Origin of the sequence: Bacillus sp. CDB3 (genome assembly GCF_002081505.1) — a bacterium.
In the GTDB taxonomy this organism is placed as follows: domain Bacteria; phylum Bacillota; class Bacilli; order Bacillales; family Bacillaceae_G; genus Bacillus_A; species Bacillus_A cereus_AT.
This window is the reverse complement of record NZ_ALBR01000121.1, coordinates 1-4,003: the sequence shown is the minus strand read 5'-3', so window position 1 is coordinate 4,003 and position 4,003 is coordinate 1. Positions and strand designations below refer to the sequence as shown.

Genomic DNA, 4,003 nt, shown 5'->3' with positions numbered 1-4,003 from the left:
ATAACTGCTTTAGAGTTGATGTCTCTAGGAATCTATGTTTGATTTTGTCTTTTTTCATTATTTGCACCAGAACCAAAAAAGAGGGGGATCATCAACAAGCAGGAATCATTTCCGAATAGTATGATTTGATGTTAGGAATGCCGAAAATAGGAGATAAACGCTCCAATGATGTATCCAATTAAGCACACAAGAAGTATATCCCCCACCGTTATTGAAAAACGTATTCGGTTTTATTTGGGAAGAACCTACTAATTCCTGAAAAATAGGGATTATAATGATTAATCTAAAGAATGCGTAAATCATTATAACTTGCCAACTCGTACGGGTAGCATCTGTTAAAATTCTTTTTTTCGCTCGTCTTCTTTCGAAAATCCAGTCTCATCAGCTGACAGTATTTTCGTAAAAATGATAAAGAATGATAACAGAATACCCAATAGTATGTACAAAAATATGTTCATAAAAGCATCTCAGCTTTTATAGTTGTTTTGATAGATAAATTTTGCATGTTAGGACTCCTTGATTATCTAGTATGAATTGATGAGGTCTGGCGCAAACAAATGCTTTGTGCATGTGGAACTTTGCAACTTCTAGTAGTTGCAAAGTAGGAACTAATGTTACAGGCATTAATACATTGCTAATCTGTCTTTTGATTTTTTATCCCTAAATTTTACAGTTATTCTCCACCACAAGCGCCGCTATCTCCACCACAATCATTGAAACTACCACTATCAGAGTCTATCCAAACAGGTAGTAAGGATGTAAAAACTGGACTATCACCTGTATTAGATTTAAGTGGTAAACGTGTAGAAATTGAGATATCACTTGTATTAGATTTAAGTGGTGAACGTGTAGAAACTGAGATATCACTTGTATTAGATTTAAATTCTTTTATATCTTTTATAATTAGTACAAGTAACACCAAAAATAAGAATCCCGCTATTAGAAATCTCATATAGCACCTTCTTTCTTGATTTTATTATATAGATAAATATCTAGATTCATATTTATCTATGTCGTTGTACAGTAACATAAAGGGATTTTACTATAACATGAAAACACAAGAACGAATATATCAAAAAAGTCCCTTATCAAAAGTACATTTTAATATGAACACTATTGTGGATTGATATTAAAATAGATTTTGGCGATATCTTATAATGTACCTGGAATATAATTTTTAGGAGTATCATGTATGAGGAAAATATTAGGTACATTAACAATTATATGTAACCTGTGGTGTTAATTGATTTTCTAGTACTCAAAAACCATGAATAAATTTCAACTAGTACCACAGGTATATGTACAGTGTTTTTTGAGGTTAATTCTAAAATTATTAAAAAGTACCGTTGTCTGTGGACTTTTTTGAAATATTTATTTTTGTGTTTGTATGGTATGTTTAAATCCCTTAATACTTCTGTAGAACGGCATCGCTACATATTGATCAAAATATGTAGCGATGTAACAAAATGAATATGTAAATTAATAATAATTTATATTAATGTTGAAACTTTAGAAGATAATTTGCTTAGCATTCTTTAAATAGAACAAACAGGAACTGTAAACCAGAATCCTGTCTTTTTGACGTGCAGTGAATTACAAAAATTATTTATAAATAATCGATTAGTGACAATCTCTCATCTGATTTGATGTTAAGAAACTTTGTAACAGATCCGGATGATTTATATATAAGATTACTAAGGAAAGGGATTCGATGGAATGGGAAAGGCTTTTAATATGAAACGAATAGTAGTCGTTATAATAGCGATTGCAGCAGTGGCAGTTGGGTATTTCATGTTTCAATCTATTATTTCACCAGCAAAAGCTGTTGCGCAGCAAGAAAATGTAATACAGTTTGCAAGTGAACAACCGAAAGGTGAAATGAATAAAACGGCACCGAGTCGTTTTAATGGAAAAGAAAGAAAAGTTGCTTATCTAACATTTGATGATGGTCCAGGAAAATATACGGCTGAATTATTAAATATGCTAAAACAACATGATGCGAAGGCAACATTCTTTTTAATTGGAGCGAATGTGAAAGAGTTTCCTGATTTAGTAAAACGTGAAAATGCAGAGGGTCATTATGTTGGTATGCATAGTATGACACATGATTTTGCCAAGTTATATAAAAATGGCGAATATGTTAATGAAATGAAAGAAAATCAAGGTTTGATTGCTAATATTATTGGTAAATCACCTAAATTAACACGTCCACCATATGGTTCAATGCCAGGTTTAAATGAAGGACTTCGAAATAAAGTAGTAGAAGGCGACTTTAAAGTATGGGATTGGACAATTGATTCTTTAGACTGGAAATACAATAAAGTACCAGTTGATGCGGCTGCAGCACAAATTGCTCAAAATGTATTGGCAGGTGCAACGAAATCACAGGAAGTTATTTTAATGCATGACATTCATCCACAATCCGTTGCTGCTGTACCAGCAATTTTAAAGGGTTTAAAAGAAAAGGGGTATGAGTTTGAAGCATATCATGAAGAGAGCCACTTCTCAGTGAACTTCTGGCATGATAACGGTATGTAATGAGGGGAATGATATATGGATATTTTAAAGGAAAACAATTCAAAATGGACATTAAGAAACACCAATATAAATAGTTAAGGAGTAATATATGAAAAAAATGAATAAAAAAAATTTAATTTTTATTGGTCTTATATTGTTAGTTACATTTGTATCATTCTCAATTATAGCCAATAATGTAGGCATAAGCTCAGCAAACAATAACCCCACAACATTAGATCGAATTAATGATTTAAAAACAAAAGCTGTAGGGTATTATAGAGATGGTAAAAAATATAATGAAATTGAAAAGTTATTCAAGGAAGCTGTAACATTAGACCCCTATGATATTAACTTGAAATTTGATCTGGCATCATCCCAAATTATTCAGAATAAAATTCCAGAGGCTTTAAGTACTTATAACAATATATTAAATATAGAACCAAATAATTTTAACGCACACTTTCTTTTTGCCATTTACTCCAAAATTAATGGGGACAATCAATCATATTCTAAGCATTTGAAAAATATGGATCAAATAGATGTGGGTAAATATACTGAATATAAGAATAATATAGAATTACTAGAAGGTATAATCAACACAAAATTAAATACAACTGTAACAACTGATTTCCCTCAAAATAATCATGCGATTGTTATATTAGGAAGTGCCCTTTCAGCAGATGGATCCATGAGTCAAACTCTTATACAGCGTTTGAAAATTGGCCTTGATGTTGCAAAAAAAGATGCTAACTCTAAAATTATTGTATCTGGAGGTGGGCCAAAAAAGGGAATTACAGAAGCTACTGCGATGAGTAAATGGTTAATTTCGAATGGAATAAATAAAGACAGAATTATTTTAGAAGATAAATCAATGGATACTTTAGAAAACGCCCTTTTCACTATCCCAATACTTGACAAAGAAGGATTAAAAAATATAACACTAATAACAAGTGCAACTCATATGAGAAGAGCTTTAACCATTTTTAATGTAACGAATAATTTTAGTGATAAGATGAATGGAGTAAATTCTAATAAAAATTTTTCTCATTTAGTATATATGGATGACAATTCTTTAGAAAAAACGAATCACATATCGAAAGATGAGCTCCTTAAAGTTTATAGAGACCTATTTCGTGCTTCTGGAATTTGGATATTCCCTGAAATGCAAAGATAACAAGAAAATCGGTTCTGTTGCAAAGTTTTCTAAGTGAAATTAAAATGTAAGAAAAATGATTTGAGGAGCATGAAATATTTTAAAGAAAAACAGTTCAAGAAAGATATGATTTTGGTAGCGGTCGGCTATTATTTCCGTTTTTCTTTAAGCTATCGTGATGTATCGGAAGTTTTAAAAGAACGAGGAATCTCAGTTCATCAACAACTATCATGTGTAATTTTTTGATACCTTTTATGTGTAATTTAGCATGTAATTTTTATATAACAAAGGAGAAGAATCTTATTATAAGTTCTTCTCTTTTGTTATGTTCTT

The 4,003-nt window shown here is 30.9% G+C and carries 3 protein-coding genes and 1 pseudogene; 3 read left to right on the top strand and 1 reads right to left on the bottom strand.

What is annotated here, in order from left to right:
• Positions 1 to 673: 673 nt before the first annotated feature.
• On the bottom strand, positions 674 to 952 hold the full coding sequence (locus tag CDB3_RS29860) for a hypothetical protein (RefSeq protein WP_128856977.1): 279 nt from the start codon (positions 950 to 952) through the stop codon (positions 674 to 676).
• A 764-nt stretch (positions 953 to 1,716) separates the two neighbouring features.
• On the opposite strand from CDB3_RS29860, the gene CDB3_RS29855 reads away from it, so the two are divergent.
• The 3 genes and pseudogenes from CDB3_RS29855 to CDB3_RS29845 all read left to right on the top strand — a co-directional run.
• Positions 1,717 to 2,538, top strand: coding sequence for a peptidoglycan-N-acetylglucosamine deacetylase (locus tag CDB3_RS29855; protein ID WP_128856976.1), 822 nt, complete (start codon positions 1,717 to 1,719; stop codon positions 2,536 to 2,538).
• Positions 2,539 to 2,626: 88 nt separating this feature from the next.
• A complete protein-coding gene (locus CDB3_RS29850; RefSeq protein WP_128856975.1) occupies positions 2,627 to 3,691 on the top strand; it encodes a YdcF family protein in 1,065 nt (354 codons plus the stop codon).
• Positions 3,692 to 3,760: 69 nt separating this feature from the next.
• Positions 3,761 to 3,889: pseudogene (locus CDB3_RS29845) on the top strand (IS6 family transposase); the annotation flags it as partial.
• Positions 3,890 to 4,003: the final 114 nt, after the last annotated feature.

Coding starts and splice junctions, on each gene's coding strand:
- CDB3_RS29855 (WP_128856976.1), top strand. CDS start 1,717: ATGGGAAAGGCTTTTAATATGAAACGAATAGTAGTCGTTATAATAGCG.
- CDB3_RS29860 (WP_128856977.1), bottom strand. CDS start 952: ATGAGATTTCTAATAGCGGGATTCTTATTTTTGGTGTTACTTGTACTA.
- CDB3_RS29850 (WP_128856975.1), top strand. CDS start 2,627: ATGAAAAAAATGAATAAAAAAAATTTAATTTTTATTGGTCTTATATTG.